We start from the raw sequence: 16,559 nt of genomic DNA, 5'->3' as shown, positions 1-16,559 counted from the left end.
AACTGATACATTGGTACATTTATTTATTTCGTTCTGTTGTCTTCAATGAATTGAGCCATGGTGTCGATAGACTGGAAAATTTCCTTTCCTTTTTTAGGATCGGCTAATTTTATTCCGTAGTCTTTATCCAAAAGAACAATAAGCTCAAGAGCGTCAATAGAATCAAGACCCAAACCACCTCCGAATAAAGGATCGGTATCTTTGATCTCTTCTACAGAAACGTCTTCAAGGTTTAGAACTTCAATGATTTTGTGCTTTAATTCTGTTTTTAAGTTTTCCATAATTATTTAATTTACCAGTTTAGCAATGTATCAGTTTACCAATATTGTTACATTGCTACACTGTTATAGTGTTACATTTTTATAAGGTTAGCAAATATACAAAAGCTTTATAATTTTCCTGATAAAGTTCCGTCCAGCCGCAGAGAACTTTTTCTGCCTTTCCGGACAGCAGGATCTGCTCTGCGTAGTCGTTTAAAAATTGTTCATCCAATTCATCCAGAACGAAAAAAGCATTCTCCGTCTGCATTTGATGTCTGATGCTGATCTCACCTACGCAGATATTAGGTAGTGTATAGACAAATACGGCAGGGCTCGGGAAGTAATTTTCTTCTGAGTTGATACTTTCCTGGTATTTGAAATCCGTATCCAGACTGGATGACCGGTTGGCCAGAACCACTGCTGTTCTGCTGTGATCCTCATCCTTTAAAATCATTTCCGAGGCAAGAAAAGCAAGCTTGCTTAGATTATCCATCTTGTGAAATTTGGAATAATTGATTTCTAAGCTTTTATAAGCCTCTTTCGCAAAATCGTGAAATGTTTCCGTCTGGCTTTCAAAAACAGGAAGTCCGTTAACGGTTATTTTTGAATGTTCTATGGTACAGCTGTCAGTTTTCTTCATCACTTTCATTTTAACATTTTTCTAAAACAATCGCTGCATTGCATCCGCCGAAGCCTGAAGCTGTTTTTAAAATATACTGAATGGCTGCAGACTGGTTTTCTGTAATAATATTCAAAGGTTGGGAAACTCCTGTTTCTTCAAAGTTTTTAGAAGGAATCAGCAGTCTGTGGCGGGCACTTTCCATGGAGATGATACTTTCCAAAAGTCCCGATGCACCAAGACAATGTCCGTAATAACCCTTCATGCTGTTCAATGGAGCATGTTGAAGTTCCATTCTGTTGAAGGCGATGGCTTCCATCTCGTCATTGTAGATAGTGGCGGTTCCATGGGCGGAAATAAAATCGATCTGATCAGAGGTGATATTCGCTTCTGTCATTGCATTTTTGATGCTTGCATACAGTCCGTCTCCCGTTCTGGAGGGTCCGGAAATATGGTTGGCATCATTCACTGCGGAATCTCCGGATATTTTAAACCTAAATTTTTCGTTTTCGCTAGGAGTGGAAGTGATATACACCGCTGCTGTGGCTTCACCGATATTGATTCCGTTTCTGTTTTTGTCGTAAGGCTTGCACGGTTCCGTTCCGATGGCCTGGAAAGAATTGAATCCTGAGATCACAAACTCTGAAACCTCATCACCGGCAATTACAAAAGCATCTTTATATTTCCCGGCCTGGATCATATTTTTAGCAACGGCAATAGCCATTACTCCTGAAACGCAGGCATTGGAAACCACGATGGGTTTTGTTTTAAAGCCAAAATAATCAGCAATTTTTTGTGCTAATTTGGAAAGATAAACACCTTCCGGTAATGCCGTCTGATTTTTTAATAAGCTGATGTTCCCTTTGGTCGTTGATAAGATAAAAGCGGTTTCTTCCGAAATATCATGCTTTTCAACCAGAGGTTTTAAACTCAGAAGAAACATTTTCTCGAGTCTTGTAAAATTCTGATGGTCAAAATTGTTTTTAAATTCTTCTTCCAGCTTTTCAGTATCAATAATGGAAGCATAAAAAGCATCCTGGTTTTCTATCACCTGATGCAGAGCCACGCCTGATTTTCCTTCTACCAGATGATTCCAGTTCGAAGTAACGTCAAAACCTAAAGGAGTGACGCAGTTGTAGTCTGTAATATAAATTTCTTTCCTCATTATAATCCCATTTTATCTTTCCATGCCTGAAAAAACTCAGGATTATAAAGGCATAAGCTTCCATTACTGTCTAAGAAAACCTGAATGGTTTCTCCGCTGCATACCAGCTGATCATCCTGATTGAAAAGTTCATAGGTGTAGATCAGTTTGGCAGATACGGAATTCACAAAAGTGGTAACGATTCTGAATGTTTCTCCATATTTTAAAGGAAGAAAATGTTCACAGGTACTTTTTACGATAGGCGTCACATAGCCTTCTCTCTGAATATCCAGATACGTCAGCCCGTGCTCTCTTCCGAAAGCTTCCCTTCCGTCTTCAAAATACACGATATAATGTCCATGCCAGACGATGCCCAGCGGATCTGTTTCATTGAATCTTACCCTTACTTCTTCCGTACAGGTTAATATGTTTTCTTTAGACTGCATTTTGTTTTCGTTCGTAAAAAATAGAAATAGCGACCATCGCAATATAGAATGCAAAAAGGAAAGCAAGTTCTTTGGCAATTCCTCCGATACCGCTGTTTCTTAAAATAATATCATAATAGGCATTCAGTCCCCAGTTCATCGGGGAGAATTTGGCTACGGTCTGCATAAATTCCGGCATTAAAAATACGGGAACCCATATTCCTCCGATAGCGGCCAGAACTACCACCGAAGTAGCTCCAAAAGGCGCAGACTGTTCCTGGGTATCTGCGATAGTTCCAAGTAAAACTCCGAATCCGATGGCTGCCAGTCCGGAAAATAAAGTCACCACAATAAGCTGGAACATTTTCCCTGAGACATCAAATGCCGGCAGATCCATATAAGGGAAAAGATAGATTCCCACTGCGACCATCAGTAGAAACTGAATGATACAGATGATCAGATAGGTGAATGTTTTTCCTAAAATATGAACAAAGTACGGCGTAGGGCTGATTCTTGCTCTTACGCTGGTACCCTGACTTTTTTCTTTGACTAAATTGATAGAAAGCGGAACGACAATGAAAAAGATCGCAAAAAGCGTCCAGGCCGGAACATTGTGCTGAACTGAATTAGGCATCACATCCATCGCTCCTTTTTTCGGGGTGATTTCTTTGAAGCTGATGAGGTTTTTGTTCTCATCAAGGTTTTCTTCCGTTCCCAGCTGATCCTGAAAGGCTTTGTAGATCTTTTTGTTTTCGATCTCAAAAACCATTTTATTCACGGAATTCATCACGGAGTTTTTGAATCCAACGTTGGTCGCCGGGTCAAAATACAGATGAATTTCTTTGGCTTTCGGTGCTGCTTTTTTCACCGCTGCCGTATCGCCTTCCAGTCCGAACGAACTTACAATCGTCTGAACTTTTGAATCTATATTTGAATTTAAATCTTTCGTTAAATTTTCAGGAATGACGATGGCCATCTGGTAATCTCCGGAAAACACGGCTTCCTGTGCTGACTTTTCGGTGTAATTTGTCAGCAACTGGAACGTTTTGCTGGTTTCCAGTTCCTGTTTTATATTTTTAGATACCTCGGATTTGTCATTGTCGATGAAAATAATCGGGATTTTTGAACCTTCCAGATTTTTGAAAGTAGAATCCTGAATTAAAGTAATCGTTACAATTAACAGCAACGGCATGACGAAAATAATGACTATTCCCCCAATATCTCTCTTCAGAAGAAGGATTTCCTTCACGAAGCTTCTCCAAAGTTTATACAACAACATCTCTTAGTTCTTTTCCTGTTAATGATATGAAAACGTCTTCCAGGTTTTCAGCGTTGGCGATTTGTGACACCAGTTCTTCCGGTGTTCCTACGGCATGGATTCTCCCTCTGTCGATAATAGCGATCTTCGTACAGAATTCTTCCGCCTCGGAAAGGTGGTGAGAGGTGTAGATGATGCACGTTCCGTTTTTATTCAATTCCTGTAAGAAATCGATGATGACTTTCTTAGACTGAACATCAACACCTACAGTCGGTTCATCAAGGAACAATACTTTCGGATTGTGAAGTGTTCCTGCGATAAGGTTGCATCGGCGTTTCATTCCTCCGGAAAACTGTTCTACCTTTTTATCTGCAAACTTTGAAAGGCCCATGATCTCTAAGGATTCATCGATGGTTCTTTTAAGTTCTTTATGCTTTAGTCCGTACAGGCTTCCGTAAAACATTAAGTTTTCTTTAGCCGTAAGAGTAGGATAGAGTGCGTATTCCTGAGGCACGATTCCGATGATTTCTTTGATCTTGAAGCTGTCTTTCTGAGGAGACAGGCCGTTGATCGTAAATTGTCCGGAAGTGGGTTTGATTAATCCTGAAAGCATGGAAATCAGAGTGGTTTTCCCTGCACCGTTTGGTCCCAGAATTCCATAGATCTCATTTTTCTCAATATTCAGCGAGATATCGTTCACAGAAAACTCTTCGGAGTTTTTGTACTTTTTGTATAGATTTTTGATCTCAATCATATTCTCCGCCATATCAGATCGCTTTTCTCAGTTTTTTATAGAAAGCTTCTTCCAGATCTGCGATGTGAAGCATCGATTTTGAAAGATTGTTGTAGATGTCGCTTTTTGAATTCCTGTTTTTGTAAACACGGGCAATATCCACGGCAAAATCTCTCCACAAGTCACCGATGGCAGTGATTTCTTTGGACAGTTCTTTCAATTCGTCATTTTTAAGAATGACAGCCGCTTCCTGAAGAAATGCGCCATAGATAAATCTGAAACCACCGCCGCCGGTACCGATCTCTTCCTGCATTCTGATGAGCTGTCCGAGATAATGGTTGGTGACTTTAGTTCCTTTCTTTGCAGCCCATTTCGGGATGCTCTTGGCAACCCATCTCATGGCTTTTACCCCGATAAGGGGAACCGGAGCCAGCATATTTTTGCAGGTGTCTTTGATTCCTTTTTTTATGGCTTCTTCAATATTTACATTTTCAGGGATGTAAGTCGGGTAGTACATATGTCCTTTTGGAGGCAGTGCGCCTTTGGCATATCTTACCTTTTCCAGTTCAGCTTCGGACAGGGAAGTGGTATAATCCATTACCGGGTCGCTGATCAGGAATTTTCCGTCTTCTTTTCCGTATACCACCAGGTTGTGGGCATTGAAGTGGAATTTATATTCTTCAGGGAAATAGGTAAGGTTGAAAACGCCTACCTGAAGCCCTGTCGGGATATTCTGATTTAAGTTTCTTTCTAAAGCTGATTGTGCGTCTTTAGGATTAGAAAATTTTTCTCTTTTGATTTTAATTCCCAATCTTTTGGCTGCTTTGCTGAAAATAGCACCGGGCATCGGACGATAGCTGAAGCCTGGAGCAAAATTGACTTTCAAAAATGGCAGATAGACAAAAAACAGTCCGGAACCGATCCCAAAGATCATTGGTTCGCTGAGTTTTAAGCCTTTGTTGAGTAACAGATTGGAGGCAACACCGTTTTCGCAATGTGCGGTCTGATGGTGTTCAAAGTTAAGTTTCATTTGCTGCTTTTATCTTTTACATTGGCGAAATGAAATTGTGCATAGGATGGTATGCTTCATTTCAGTATTATTTTCCGTCAAAGTTCTTTAATTCATCCACTGAAATCCCGAATGCATCGGCATATTTTTTCAGTACGGATTCGTTTAGTGTTTTAAATACTCTTGGTTTTGCGTGTCTTTTTACTCTCCATTGCCACATTCCGACATAGGAAGCAAGAACACCCAGATCCATTTTATTCAGTTCCATAAAATACATAATGGGACTCGATATATTATTGGCGACGTCCTGTCTGGCTTCTTCAATTCTTTCATGAATAAGCTCCAGAGATTCTTCCAGGGCAGCTTTTTTAGCTTCCCAGCCGATGCTGTTGGCTGTCGTATAATTATCGTTTTCGTCCGTCACATACAAGACTTCGGTCATGTTTGCTGACTTCAGATTGCTTTCATCCTGAGGCAGGTCTTGTTTTTTCATGTAAACCGTATTATTTTTCTACTTTAAGAATTAAAAATGATCACCTTTTTAATTCTTTTTAATCAGTTGGCTAAAATAGTGAAAATACATTATATGTAAATCATATTAAATCATAATGCTCCGGATAGGCTTTTTAAAGGGATAAACGTTATTTTTAACTGAAAAATATTAATCCGGAATTTGTAATACATAAGCTGTAACAAGTGTATTATAAATATAGACTAATATAGTTCTAAGAAATTTGGATAAAATAAAATAAGACTTATGAAGAAATTTTTTATTTCTGTTTCGCTTTTCTGCATGCTTCATGCAATGGCACAGAAGTTTGATACTCAGAAGATGACGGACAGTCAGGGGTACACTTATGAAACGGTAAAGAATGACCAGTCCGGGGTAAGAGTTTATACCCTGAAAAACGGACTGAAGGTGTATCTGGCAAAAAATGATGATGCTCCGAGAATTCAAACCTATATTCCGGTAAGAACAGGATCTAATAACGACCCTAGCGACAATACCGGTTTGGCGCATTATCTTGAGCACATGGTTTTCAAAGGGACTTCTCATTTGGGAACTCAGGATTGGGCAAAGGAAAAAGCATTGCTTCAGCAGATCTCTGATCTTTATGAGCAGCACAAAGCCGAAAAGGATCCTGAAAAGAAAAAATTACTCTATAAGAAAATAGATGAAGTTTCTCAGGAAGCATCTAAATATGCAATCGCTAACGAATATGACAAAGCGATCTCTTCATTGGGTGCCACAGGAACAAACGCTCACACCTGGCTTGATGAAACGGTTTATAAAAATAATATTCCGGCCAATGAGCTTGAAAAGTGGCTTCAGGTAGAGAAAGAACGTTTTTCCGAACTGGTACTGCGTCTTTTCCATACAGAATTGGAAGCGGTGTATGAGGAATACAACAGAGCTCAGGATAACGATTTCCGTCTTGTGAATTATGCGATGATGGAAGCTCTTTTCCCAAAACATCCAAACGGTCAGCAGACCACGATAGGAACTTCAGAGCACTTGAAAAGCCCTTCAATGGTTGCTATCCATAAATATTTTGATACCTATTATGTGCCTAATAATATGGCAGTAGTTCTGGTAGGAGACCTGGATTTTGATAAAACCATCAAAATGGTAGATCAATATTTTGGAACTTTCAAATACAAAGAGCTGCCAATGAAAAAAATGGTATCGGAACAGCCTATGGAAAGCATTGTGTCCAGAACCGTGAAAAGCCCGAGCACACAAAGAATGACTCTTGCGTGGAGATCCGATTCTAATGGAAGCCAGAATGCAAGATTAGCGGATGTAGTTGCAGAAATTTTAAGTAACAGGGGAGATGCGGGTCTTATAGATCTTAATATGAACCAGACCCAAAAAGTACTGAGTGCAGGCGCTTACGAATCTGCTTTTAAAACCTATGGTGCTTTTACCATGTCTGTAACGCCGAAAGAAGGACAAAGCTTTGATGATGCCAAAAAGTTGTTGCTAGATCAATTGGATCTTGTGAAAAAAGGTCAGTTCCCGGATTGGATGTTGAAAGCAATCGTTAATGATAAAAAGGTACAGCGTATGAAGTCGTGGGAAACGGCAGACGGATTAGCTACTACATTGTACAGCACATACATCAACGAGCAAAGTTGGGAGCAGGAATTAAATGATATCAACCAATACGAGAAAATTACAAAGGCTGATGTGGTAAAGTTTGCTAACGAATTTTTCAAAGACAACTATGTGGTTGTTTACAAAGAAAAAGGAGTGAATGACAAGCTGGTTCGCGTACAGAATCCTGGAATTACTCCAATCAAACTGAACAGAGAAGCGCAATCTCCTTTCCTTAAAGGTATTTTGAGCAGCAAAGTAGCTGAGATCAAACCTGAGTTCATCGATTATAAGGCGGCGATTCAGACGACTCAGATCAAAGATAAGAAAGTAAGCTTTGTAAAGAATAAATATAATGATGTAGCACAGATCAGCTATATTTTCCCTTTCGGAACGGATAACGATAAGGAGCTTTCGGTAGCAGTAACCCTTTTTGAATATCTTGGAACGGATAAATACACACCTGAACAGCTGAAAGGTGAATTCTACAAACTGGGAATCACTTACAGTTTCAGAACTTCAAACGATCAGGTAATCATCACATTGAGCGGTCTTGAAGCGAATATGAAGAAGGGTGCTGAGCTGATGAATCACTGGGTGACGAATGTAAAAGCAGATAAAGATACTTACGCGAAGACGGTGAAAACAATCCTTGAAGCAAGAGCTGCTGCTAAAAAAGATAAAACAAGAATCATGGCTGCTTTAACGAACTATGCGAAATATGGCAAAAATTCAAGAATGGCAGACATTGTTTCTAAGGATCGTCTTGAAAGCATTGATGTAAATGAACTGACTAAGAAAATCAAAGTACTGAACCAGTCTCCATATGAAGTATTCCTATACGGACAGGAGCAGTCAGGTTTAGAAAAAGCGGTTAAGCCGTATATCTCAGAAGCGAGCGTTCAGCCGGCAAAAGCTAAAGAATATCAGGAGCCTACAGCAGACGGAAAAGTATATTTCACCAACTACGACATGGTTCAGATGGAAATGTCTAAAGTAGCTAAAGGAGGTGATGTAAACTTAAGCAATTTCGGAAAAGCTAATGTTTTCAATGGCTATTTCGGATCAGGACTTTCTTCTATTGTTTTCCAGGAGATCAGAGAAAGTAAGTCACTGGCGTATTCAGCCTATGTGTATTATGCTAATGCTTCAGAAAAAGGACATGCCAACTATATCACGAATTATATCGGAACCCAAGCTAATAAGCTTCCGTCAGCAGTCAATGCAATGACAGATCTTATGGCTTCTCTTCCACAGATTCCTGCACAGTTTGAGAACTCAAAAGGTTCTGCGCTGAAGCAGATTGCGTCTAACAGAATTAACAGAACGAATATTTTCTTTAATCAGATGGCGTTGAAAAAACTGGGGGTAGATTATGATATCAGAAAAGATACGTATGCTGAAATCCAGGGGCTGACATTACCACAGCTTACCAGCTTCTACAATACTGAGATCAAGCCTATGAAATACAACACAGCGATCATCGGTAAGAAAGAAAACCTGAATATGGAATCCATCAATAAAATGGGAACGTTCCAGGAGGTATCTCTTGAAGAAATCTTCGGGTACTAATCCTTTATGATACCAATTTTTTTTAAGCGGAGCAGCAATGCTCCGCTTTTTTATTTTCTGAATTTAATTCCGAAAGGAAATTTTATCTGTTTGGACGGTAAGTCAGTTTTACCAGTAGATAGACTTCCTCCTTGTCAAGATCGTTGCACCAGGTACGCTGAGATACTACCGCGTCATTATACAGGTCAAGATCGTCCATATTGTTATAGTATTCCAGTCTTTCTGAGGTCTTGTACTTAAAAAATGAAATAAGATTCACTTCGTCCCCAATTTGCGGAGCGATTGGAAACTCAACAGAATTTTCAAAATCAAATTCAACATTATCTGAATAGAACCTTACTTTTACACTCATACTTTTATTTTCATCAAATATATCGAAAAATAAGGGTTGTTTGATCATTAGGAAGGAAGAGGGAAGATGGAGGTTGGAAGTTACCGGCAAGCTTTCCATATCTCATAGTTTATCTTGCAATTTGATGAGGTAGTTTTAAAAGAACAATAAGACCGGCTTATAATTATTCTCCAACTTCAATAACTTCCCGCTCCCAACCTCCAGCTTCCTTTCTTCACAATCATCTGTGAAAATCCGTGCCATCCGTGGTTAAAAACATAAAAACCAATCTTTTCACAAATAGGCATATCAATAGGGGCGGGCTTCAGCCCGCTTACAAGATATACGCTTTGCCAAAGGCTTTAGCCAAAACCTAACCTTCGCACTGATGTAGCAAAAAAAAACCGCACGACAATCGTACGGTTCTATATTTTTACTAAAATAGATTCTTAAGATTTTACTTCCTGGATAAACAGATTGATCTCCGCCCTGATCAGCAGCTCATCATGATTAAACGTCTCACAAAAGATATGGCAGACATTTTCATACTGAGAGATCAGTGAGGCTTTTGAAATGATCTTATCCCCTGTCTTCGGAAGGCCGAAAAGTTCAATCTTTTTAATATTGGTGATAAAACCAATTACTTTGGTATCTGCTTCAGGATTTTCAAAGAAGCTTTGTCCCAGAATAGAAGAGCAGGTTTGGGCAAGATTTTCAATCAGACCGGCCTCTGCAAGTTCATTATTGTGGACGAAAACATTATCTTCTTTTATTTCGAAGGAAGTCACAACTTTTTCTTTGGTCAATTCCAGGATATAATCTGCCATCAGCATCGGTTCGCGGTGCGGCAGAAAGTTATGTATATTGATAAGTTGGTCTTCTTTGATCTCCATGACAGTTATTTTACAGCAGTTTTCATTTGGGATTTTGCAATGATCGCGCCATTCAGTTTCGTTACAATATCTACTAGTGTTACACCCATTACTTCATTCAGGATCGTTACTTCCGATACCAGACGGTCACCTGTTTTAGGAAGAGTTTCCGCTTCAAAAGATTTGATGGCACCGATATATCCGGTAGGCGCGTCTTTTCCTAAAAGATAATATTTGTAACCAGTGTGTAAAGCCACACTCTGTGCCTGATGCTCTATAAGTCCCGAAGCCTGAAATATTCCATCCTGAATAAAAATAGCATCATCCTTGATTTCAAATCCTGATACCAGATGATTTTCAGAATATTCCGTAAGCTCATGAACCATCACAAACGGAAAACGCTGGGGAATAAGGCTTCCCACAAAATTCGTGTCAGATGTTGGCAGTTGGTTCTCCATTAGCAAACCGTTAATAAGGCACAAGAGTAAGCAAATCTTCCGCTTTCAGGAACACAAAGCAATACTTTTTCTCCTTTTTTCAGCGTTCCGGAATTCATTAATTCTTCCAGGGCTACGAAGATAGAGCCTGCTCCGATGTTTCCGATGTCAGATAGGTTGTAGAACCATTTTTCTGCAGGGAAATCCATTCCTTTTTTAGCGAATTCGTCTTTCAGGCCTTCTTTAAAATAACCTGAAGAAATATGAGCCAGAACGTGATCGATTTTTGCCGGATCTAACTGATGCTTGTCGAAAGAAGATCTTAAGCTTTCCGCACCTTTTACCAGGATGTATTTGTCCAGGATCTTGGTGTCTTGTTTAATCGCAAAGATAGACTGCTTCAGCCATTCATCAGAAGGGTAGTCTGCCCATGATTTAAGGCTTCCGTCTTCCTGTTTGTCGCATCCTGCATACATACAGGCTTCAATCTCGTGAGCGTAAGAATAGAAATCGATGAACTCTATTTTTAAAGAAATTCCGGTTTCTCTCGGTTTATTTTCAAGAAGGAATGAACCTGCACCATCAGAAAGCATCCATCTCAGGAATTCTCTCTTGAAGGCAACGATAGGTCTTTCTTCCAATGCTTTTAAATTTTCAGCTTCATGGTTGAATTTATCGGCTGTCATCCATGCAGACATTCTCTCAGAACCTGCACATACTGCATTTTCATTCACACCGGCTTTTACAGAAAGGAATCCGTAGTTCAGGGCATTCATCCCGGAATTACAAAGACCTGTAGCGGTATTAATTTCAATAGATTTACCGATATTCAGCTCACCATGAACCATAGAAGCGTGGGAAGGCTGCATCTGATCCGGAGAAGTAGTTCCTACGGACAACAGTTTCATATCTTCCTTTTTGAAATTTTCATCGAATAGTCCTTCTACAGCTTTTGCGGTCAGCTGTGCATTGGTATGAGTAGGATTTCCTTCTTTGTCCAAAGCATAATATCTTGTGGTGATCTTGTTGTTTCTTAAAATCAGTGATCTTGCTTTAGAAGGAGCGTCATTTATCAGACCAAGATAAGTCTCCATTTCATCATTTGATACCGGGTTGTTAGGTAAGTATGTTGATGCTTTTGTTATAAATACGTCGTACATTCTATTTTAAATTAATTCCTTGTAAATATGTTTTTTGTTTTTGTCTTTTAGACCAAAATATGGGGGTTGTCAGTAAGTGTAAAACTAAGACGACGGGTGAGATAATCCATATCGCAGCCATCAAATATACCTTAAAGAATTTTATCAGCAATGGACGTTTCTCTTTTTTCTTCATAATGAGATTAGACCATATGGTAAAGATCTTGTTCCCTACTTTTTCCACTCTCACTAAAAAAGGGCGGATTTCTATGGCTCCGTTCTGTACCAGTTCAGGTTGGAGACCGGAAAGATTTCCACTGTTGAAATGTTTTTCTATAATGCTGCCGTACTTTACAGATCCCGAAATTTCTTCATCCGAAACTCCAGCAGCAGGAAGCATTCCCGATTTTTCTTTCTTTCCTGTTGTCAGCCAGCGTAAGATCGTGAGTACACTTGTATAATTGTCATGTCTGTCTACTAAAGCGATGTTTCCTACCAGTTTTGCGCCAAGGTCTTTTAAATATACCTTCAGTTTTTCCTGAGAAAGCATCCACATATTTCTGGTTCCTGAGATGGTAACCACATCTGTGCCTTTCAGAATCTTTTCCGCAAAACCACTCTTTAAAAAGGAGATGATAGGAATAGACGGCGTAAGGTACCATACCTGATATCCGAATAAGATGAGGTCATACTTTTTGTTCAGGATCTCTTCAGAAGGAGGGAAGATCTCTTTCGGGATCTGAAGATAAGATTCAGGGAAGGTATTGAAGAAAACATCTTCCGGCCACGGGAAAGGAAAATCCTCTTTCAGCTGAATATTATAATACGTAACATCATATTCCTCTTTTTTGGCTTCAAAAGGTTGAGCCACATTCTTCACAATATCTTCCAGTTGTCCTGTCTGCGAATAGTAGATTACGAGTATATTTTTTTTCATTAACATTCTTTAGCGGTTACAAAAATATGCTTTTCATATTTATTTAGTGTTTTTTGAATATTTTTATTCCTTTTGAATTAAATTCTTCATAATAATCTGAATTATTAAAGTCTGAATGAATAGTATTCAGGAAGATAATGGTCTCCGGAAGCTTCTCCAGGGTACTGATATCAAATTGCTGATCCGAAATCAAAAGGGTGTCAATAGTCTTATGAATCTCAGAAACATTTTTGATGTAGTGAATCTTTCTTCTTTTTACCAGATAAGTCTGCATAGCGATTTGTCTTTTTTCTTCATCTGTGATAAGAGAAAAAATTCTTCTTTCGGCCTGATAAAGAGTTAAAAGTACATCTTTTTGCCCAAAATCATCAGCCATATGCAGAATAGATGCATCTCTGGAAATGTGCTTATTTAATTCAAAATATACCGATTTGTTGGCATTGAAATCATCTTTGACTTTTTTTACCACCTCGCTGTCTTTGAATAAATAGCTCAGGAATAGTTTTTTCCTGAAATAATTTTCATCTTCCAGTTCGATTCTCAGCTGTGCAAACTTTTCTCTGAAATAGGCATTGATCTTTTTCGTTCTTTCGGAATAGTTTTTTCCAAAGCTGAGGTCATCTTTACTGATCCTGTCGCCAACTTTTACGGTAATGCTTCCGTCGTAGATGATAAAGTCACCTTTCGGCAGCACTTCAGAGTTTCCGTGAATGTATAATGGAAGAATATCCAGTCCGAACTGTTCTGCAAGATAAAAGGCTCCTTTGTGGAATCTTTTTACATCATTCGTGTAAGAACGTTCCGCTTCGGGAAAAACAACCAGCGAATATCCCTGATCAATTTTTTCTTTCAACTTTTCCATACCATTTTCTATTCCCTGAGAAACCGGATAGAAACCAAGTGCTCTTACCAGTTTTCCGAAAACCGGAGAATCGTACACCCAGTCATTCACCAGATAAATAATCTTATGCGTTGCCATGGCGATGGCTAGTGTGTCCAGGAAAGAAGTGTGGTTGGCAATGATCACCGCCGGTTTGCTGAAATCTTCTGCCTGATTTTTTATGACTCTTTTTCTTACAAAAGGACTGATGTGCAGTACCGATGTTAGAAATTTAGCTAAAATTAATTTAATAATATCTAAGGTTTTCCCTTTTGATCTTTTGACAAAGACACTTCCGATCAGTGAAAAGATCAATCCTCCCAATCCATAATAAAAGAAGGAAATGATGCATCTTAAGAACAGTCTGAACGTGATAGGAGAAAGCCCTTTTTTAGCTCTGTTCGTAATCAGTAATCTAAACCAGAACGGATAAAGCGTTGAGGTAATAATAATCACGGAAAACATCCCGATCAGGGCAACCAGCGCCAGTGAATGTAAGGCCGGATGTTTCGCAAAGATCAGAGAACCGATGGATAATATCGTTGTGAAAACCGCCAGAATAATGGAGGTTCTGTAAGTCGGAAGTTCGTTTTTCCCGGTGGTATGTTCTTTCTGCATCGCCTTCGTAAGGAAAATACTGAAGTCATCACCCACACCGAATACCAGAGTACAAACCACGGTACTGAAAATATTTAATTCCAATCCGAGGAAATACAGAATCCCAGCCGTTACAACTCCGGTCAGTACAATAGGAAACATCGTAAGAACGGTAAGCTCAAAATTTCTGAAGAAAACAATAATCGTTAAAACAATGGCCAGAAGGGAATAATTGATCAGCGTACTGAAATCTCTTTTCAGTAATCCCAAAAAGTTTTCGTTCATCTGCTGGCGGTCGATGGCCAGTGCGTCATGATGTTTTTCAACATCTTTTATGAAGTTGTCCCTCTTTTTCTCATCTACTTTAACCACATTGGAAACCGTGTAAAAACCGTTTTCATTGCTCAGGAATTCAGAGATCTGTAATGCTTTTACTTTTTCGTAGTCTTTGAGACTTAACTCCGTGTAATTTTTATTTAAAACTTCATTGAAAGTATCAAAAGCACTGCTGTTAAACCCGAATTGATTTCCACTGCTCACCAGTTCGGAAACTGTGCGGTTCTTTTTATCTGCATCCCAGAATTTCTTCCAGGTTTCAATCCTTTGCTTCTGATCCTTTTCAGAAAGAACAACATTTCCGAGAGAACTGTAGCTCAGAATTTTCCCTTCCTTTTTTTCTTTTTCAAGGAAATTGCTCAGGCGGGAGTTTCTTGCCAGGGCTTCTTCTTCAGAATCACCGTAAGAAATGGTGTAAATAGATTTGGATGTGATGTCGGAAAGCTTCTGCAGCTTGGCTTCACTTATCTTTAAATCTTTGGGAATATAATTAAGGTCTCCGATATCTTCATTAAATCCTACATGCCTGAAACCAAACAGGCAGGCCACGATGATGATAGAACAGCCTATAATCAGAGGTTTGTTTTTTTCATAAGGATAAGACCCTATCTTGTCTATAAAATTGGAGCTTTGATGTTCTTCTTTCTGCTTGGGTTTATACAACTGAGGGACGATGATCAATGCCGTGATGGAAGATAAAATAACAGTAATGGCAGCAAAAAGACCCAGATCTTTCAACGCTTCAGAACGTACAAATACCAGACACAGAAAAGAAACGGCTGTTGTAGCGCTACTCAGGACGATAGGCTGGGTGATCTCTTTGTAAAGTTCTTCGATATTGTTGTTATGCTTATAATGGGTAAGAATATGAAGAGCATAATCTATCGTGATCCCGATAAGGATAGCCCCTACACTTAAAGAAATAGCGGAAATTTTATCTTTAATAAAATAAAGAATCAACAGCGCGAGAAGCACAGAAAATACAGTCGGGAGAAATACAATGATCGGAGTGAAAAAGTTCCGGAAATAATAGATAAGCAGGACCAATAGCACCGTCATTGAGATCATGACCGTATTCTGGATGTCCTTTTTGATCTGTTGTGCATTCGCCACAGCAATCACCGGAGAGCCGAAATAGCTGAGTTCTGTTTTCCCTTTGAACTGTTTGTTGATACCGTCTTTTATCTCGTTAAGCTGATTGACAAAGACTTCATTACCCTTGGTGTCATTGCTTTTATTCTTCGGTTCAATGAAGAGGAGAAGGTTTTTCCCGTCTTTGGTGACGATGTAATTATCTTCAAGCTTGAAATCTTTACTGATGTTTAAGGCATTTAGTTTCTTAATCCCTAAATAGGTGATCCCCAACGGATCTTTTTTGATAAACTCTTTTGTCACAAGACTCGTAGGCGAAACCAGAGATACATAATTGTTTTCTACCTGTTTTGAAATGCTGTCTTTCTGAAGTTTTCTTTCAATTTCCTTATAATCGTTTTCATCAAGGAACAAAGGGAGATTCTGATTCACAAAATCAAATGTTTCCGAAATTTCACTGTCATTTACCTTTCCCTGAACAGAACCGATGTATTTCTTCAAAGGTTCCACTTTCTGCAGAAAAGTATCAGCGGTCTCGGATAGCTGAAAATTATCTTCTTTGGACTTATTTTCTATAATCACGATGATCTTGTCCGAAAAATTCAGCTGTTTGAGAACTTTTGCCGTAAGATCCGATTTTTCATTTTTAGGAATTATCTGGTTGATATCCTCTTCAAAATTAATTTTTGAAGCAAAAAATCCGCATAAAAGAGCAGTTCCAATAGCAATAAGAGCAGAAAGGACCCTGTTTTTAGAGATGAGATAATATAAAAAAATAAAAAAGCGATGCATTATATGGTGAAATCAAGTCTGCAAATTT

The 16,559-nt window shown here is 39.0% G+C and carries 15 protein-coding genes; 1 reads left to right on the top strand and 14 read right to left on the bottom strand.

Going from position 1 to position 16,559, the window contains the following annotated elements; all coding sequences use genetic code 11:
• Positions 1 to 23 precede the first annotated feature (23 nt).
• The 8 genes from BM143_RS18805 to BM143_RS18770 all read right to left on the bottom strand — a co-directional run bounded on the left by BM143_RS18805 (position 24) and on the right by BM143_RS18770 (position 5,941).
• Positions 24 to 281, bottom strand: a complete 258-nt coding sequence (locus BM143_RS18805) for a phosphopantetheine-binding protein (protein ID WP_034727005.1) — start codon at positions 279 to 281, stop codon at positions 24 to 26.
• Between the two features lie 79 nt (positions 282 to 360).
• Positions 361 to 900 carry a 3-oxoacyl-ACP synthase gene (locus BM143_RS18800; protein ID WP_090026677.1) on the bottom strand — a complete coding sequence of 180 codons (540 nt, stop codon included), beginning with the start codon at positions 898 to 900 and terminating at the stop codon, positions 361 to 363.
• Positions 901 to 910: 10 nt separating this feature from the next.
• Positions 911 to 2,044: a beta-ketoacyl synthase N-terminal-like domain-containing protein gene (locus BM143_RS18795; RefSeq protein WP_090026363.1), complete on the bottom strand. Its 1,134-nt coding sequence runs from the start codon at positions 2,042 to 2,044 to the stop codon at positions 911 to 913.
• Positions 2,044 to 2,469, bottom strand: coding sequence for an acyl-CoA thioesterase (locus BM143_RS18790; protein WP_034727007.1), 426 nt, complete (start codon positions 2,467 to 2,469; stop codon positions 2,044 to 2,046). The genes BM143_RS18795 and BM143_RS18790 overlap by 1 nt, the downstream gene beginning before the upstream one ends.
• Positions 2,459 to 3,727, bottom strand: coding sequence for an ABC transporter permease (locus tag BM143_RS18785; protein ID WP_090026361.1), 1,269 nt, complete (start codon positions 3,725 to 3,727; stop codon positions 2,459 to 2,461). Before BM143_RS18785 ends, BM143_RS18790 begins: the two co-directional genes overlap by 11 nt.
• Complete coding sequence (locus BM143_RS18780) at positions 3,714 to 4,472, bottom strand: ABC transporter ATP-binding protein (protein ID WP_090026359.1); 759 nt, start codon at positions 4,470 to 4,472, stop codon at positions 3,714 to 3,716. Before BM143_RS18780 ends, BM143_RS18785 begins: the two co-directional genes overlap by 14 nt.
• Before the next feature lies 1 nt (position 4,473).
• Positions 4,474 to 5,469, bottom strand: a complete 996-nt coding sequence (locus tag BM143_RS18775; protein WP_072925464.1) for a BtrH-related acyltransferase DarH — start codon at positions 5,467 to 5,469, stop codon at positions 4,474 to 4,476.
• Between the two features lie 67 nt (positions 5,470 to 5,536).
• Entirely contained in the window at positions 5,537 to 5,941 is a 405-nt protein-coding gene (locus BM143_RS18770; protein WP_090026356.1) for a flexirubin biosynthesis protein DarG, read from the bottom strand.
• Positions 5,942 to 6,205: 264 nt separating this feature from the next.
• On the opposite strand from BM143_RS18770, the gene BM143_RS18765 reads away from it, so the two are divergent.
• Entirely contained in the window at positions 6,206 to 9,118 is a 2,913-nt protein-coding gene (locus BM143_RS18765) for a M16 family metallopeptidase (RefSeq protein ID WP_090026354.1), read from the top strand.
• An 82-nt stretch (positions 9,119 to 9,200) separates the two neighbouring features.
• Here the strand turns inward: BM143_RS18765 and BM143_RS18760 are convergent, their stop codons facing one another.
• From BM143_RS18760 to BM143_RS18735, 6 genes are all read right to left on the bottom strand, one after another.
• Entirely contained in the window at positions 9,201 to 9,569 is a 369-nt protein-coding gene (locus BM143_RS18760; RefSeq protein ID WP_090026352.1) for a hypothetical protein, read from the bottom strand.
• A gap of 329 nt (positions 9,570 to 9,898) precedes the next feature.
• Entirely contained in the window at positions 9,899 to 10,342 is a 444-nt protein-coding gene (locus tag BM143_RS18755) for a hotdog family protein (protein ID WP_090026350.1), read from the bottom strand.
• 5 nt (positions 10,343 to 10,347) lie between these two features.
• On the bottom strand, positions 10,348 to 10,779 hold the full coding sequence (locus BM143_RS18750) for a hotdog family protein (RefSeq protein WP_090026348.1): 432 nt from the start codon (positions 10,777 to 10,779) through the stop codon (positions 10,348 to 10,350).
• Positions 10,779 to 11,918: a dialkylresorcinol biosynthesis protein DarB gene (locus tag BM143_RS18745; protein ID WP_090026346.1), complete on the bottom strand. Its 1,140-nt coding sequence runs from the start codon at positions 11,916 to 11,918 to the stop codon at positions 10,779 to 10,781. Before BM143_RS18745 ends, BM143_RS18750 begins: the two co-directional genes overlap by 1 nt.
• Position 11,919: 1 nt before the next feature.
• Complete coding sequence (locus BM143_RS18740) at positions 11,920 to 12,834, bottom strand: EVE domain-containing protein (RefSeq protein ID WP_090026343.1); 915 nt, start codon at positions 12,832 to 12,834, stop codon at positions 11,920 to 11,922.
• Between the two features lie 43 nt (positions 12,835 to 12,877).
• On the bottom strand, positions 12,878 to 16,531 hold the full coding sequence (locus BM143_RS18735) for an MMPL family transporter (RefSeq protein ID WP_090026341.1): 3,654 nt from the start codon (positions 16,529 to 16,531) through the stop codon (positions 12,878 to 12,880).
• Between the last annotated feature and the right edge of the window lie 28 nt (positions 16,532 to 16,559).

The organism is Chryseobacterium oleae (assembly GCF_900115055.1).
In the GTDB taxonomy this organism is placed as follows: Bacteria; Bacteroidota; Bacteroidia; order Flavobacteriales; family Weeksellaceae; genus Chryseobacterium; species Chryseobacterium oleae.
The sequence above is the reverse complement of the archived record's forward strand: the minus strand, read 5'-3'. Positions and strand labels throughout refer to the sequence as shown.

Excerpts from the sequence above, each read along its gene's own strand:
- BM143_RS18805 (WP_034727005.1), bottom strand. The coding sequence starts at position 281 with ATGGAAAACTTAAAAACAGAATTAAAGCACAAAATCATTGAAGTTCTA.
- BM143_RS18800 (WP_090026677.1), bottom strand. The coding sequence starts at position 900 with ATGAAGAAAACTGACAGCTGTACCATAGAACATTCAAAAATAACCGTT.
- BM143_RS18795 (WP_090026363.1), bottom strand. The coding sequence starts at position 2,044 with ATGAGGAAAGAAATTTATATTACAGACTACAACTGCGTCACTCCTTTA.
- BM143_RS18790 (WP_034727007.1), bottom strand. The coding sequence starts at position 2,469 with ATGCAGTCTAAAGAAAACATATTAACCTGTACGGAAGAAGTAAGGGTA.
- BM143_RS18785 (WP_090026361.1), bottom strand. The coding sequence starts at position 3,727 with ATGTTGTTGTATAAACTTTGGAGAAGCTTCGTGAAGGAAATCCTTCTT.
- BM143_RS18780 (WP_090026359.1), bottom strand. The coding sequence starts at position 4,472 with ATGGCGGAGAATATGATTGAGATCAAAAATCTATACAAAAAGTACAAA.
- BM143_RS18775 (WP_072925464.1), bottom strand. The coding sequence starts at position 5,469 with ATGAAACTTAACTTTGAACACCATCAGACCGCACATTGCGAAAACGGT.
- BM143_RS18770 (WP_090026356.1), bottom strand. The coding sequence starts at position 5,941 with ATGAAAAAACAAGACCTGCCTCAGGATGAAAGCAATCTGAAGTCAGCA.
- BM143_RS18765 (WP_090026354.1), top strand. The coding sequence starts at position 6,206 with ATGAAGAAATTTTTTATTTCTGTTTCGCTTTTCTGCATGCTTCATGCA.
- BM143_RS18760 (WP_090026352.1), bottom strand. The coding sequence starts at position 9,569 with ATGGAAAGCTTGCCGGTAACTTCCAACCTCCATCTTCCCTCTTCCTTC.
- BM143_RS18755 (WP_090026350.1), bottom strand. The coding sequence starts at position 10,342 with ATGGAGATCAAAGAAGACCAACTTATCAATATACATAACTTTCTGCCG.
- BM143_RS18750 (WP_090026348.1), bottom strand. The coding sequence starts at position 10,779 with ATGGAGAACCAACTGCCAACATCTGACACGAATTTTGTGGGAAGCCTT.
- BM143_RS18745 (WP_090026346.1), bottom strand. The coding sequence starts at position 11,918 with ATGTACGACGTATTTATAACAAAAGCATCAACATACTTACCTAACAAC.
- BM143_RS18740 (WP_090026343.1), bottom strand. The coding sequence starts at position 12,834 with ATGAAAAAAAATATACTCGTAATCTACTATTCGCAGACAGGACAACTG.
- BM143_RS18735 (WP_090026341.1), bottom strand. The coding sequence starts at position 16,531 with ATGCATCGCTTTTTTATTTTTTTATATTATCTCATCTCTAAAAACAGG.